This window comes from Halorubrum sp. 48-1-W (assembly GCF_003287355.1).
Taxonomy (GTDB): Archaea; Halobacteriota; Halobacteria; order Halobacteriales; family Haloferacaceae; genus Halorubrum.
Window position 1 is genome coordinate 1 of sequence record NZ_QMIM01000066.1, and the last position, 1,169, is coordinate 1,169.

Consider the following 1,169-nt stretch of genomic DNA (forward strand, 5'->3'; position numbering starts at 1 on the left):
TTACACGAGATCGAGGAGAAAGCCCACGACTTCAGTCGTGGGATGAATCTGACCACACACGACACAACCCATCCTCGATAGTCGATTGAAGCTTGATGAAAACGCAACACATAATATAGATAGAATTCTATCTAACGATATGCCACGCGGGTACAGTCGAGAGCGAACGTCGGTTCACAACCTCCACTACCACTTCGTGTGGTGTCCGAAGTACCGCAAGCCGGTACTCACCGACGAGGTTGCCGACCGCCTCGAACAACTAATCGAGGAGAAGGCCGACGAACTCGCCCTCGACATTCTCCGACTGGCAATCCAGCCCGACCACGTACACCTGTTCATCACAGGCAACCCGAAACTTGCCCCGAACAAAATCATCCAACAGGTCAAGGGCTACACCTCGCGGAACCTCCGCGAGGAGTTCGACTTCGGCCTCCCCTCGCTATGGACCCGCTCGTACTTCGTCTCCTCAGCAGGCGAGGTGTCCAATCAGATCATCGAGGAGTACATCGAAGCACAGACCGGACGATAACGATGCATCGAGAAGTCACCACCACGGTACGGGTTAAACTCCACTCGCTCACCGAGCGGAAAGCCCGCCTCGTCGAACGCGAGTACGGCGCGTTCCAAGATGCCGTTCACGGTGATGACAAAGCGAACCTCTACTCCGCCACCAAACAACAGGCGGGCAAAGTCCGGTCGAACAAGAACCCGCGAGAGGACACCGAACAGCCTGTCGTCCTCCGCAACGATTGTATCACCATCGAACACGACGAGGACACGGTTCTTTCGTCGTGGTGGTTCAAACTCCCCGTCTACAACCCCGAGAAGGAACAGGGAGATAGCATCTGGGTTCCCGTCCGCGTCCCCGAGAAGGACACGAACCTCCTCGAAGACGAGTACATCGGTGACTCGGAACTCGTCCACCGGGACGGCGAGTGGTATGTCCATCTCGTCTGCAAGCGGTCTGTGGCCGTCGCAGATGAATACGATGACATTCTCGCCGTCGATATGGGGGCAAAGTGGATCGCCGTCAGCACGTTCCTCTCAGACCGCGACACGCAGTTCCACGGCGCGGAAGTCCGTCGCGTCCGTGAACACTACAAGCAGCTCCGCAAGAGCATCGGGAAGGCAAAGGTGCGTTCGGGTGCGCAGGTCATCGAGCGCCTCGG

General features: G+C 57.3%; 1 protein-coding gene and 1 pseudogene. Both read left to right on the top strand.

Annotation, left to right across the window (positions count from 1 at the left end):
• Nucleotides 1-139 precede the first annotated feature (139 nt).
• The gene (gene tnpA / locus DQW50_RS17510) at nt 140-529 is read left to right on the top strand and encodes an IS200/IS605 family transposase (RefSeq protein ID WP_112080532.1); all 390 of its coding nucleotides are present in this window, start codon (nt 140-142) and stop codon (nt 527-529) included.
• A gap of 2 nt (nt 530-531) precedes the next feature.
• Nucleotides 532-1,169 (top strand): annotated as a pseudogene (locus DQW50_RS17515) (RNA-guided endonuclease TnpB family protein); the annotation flags it as partial.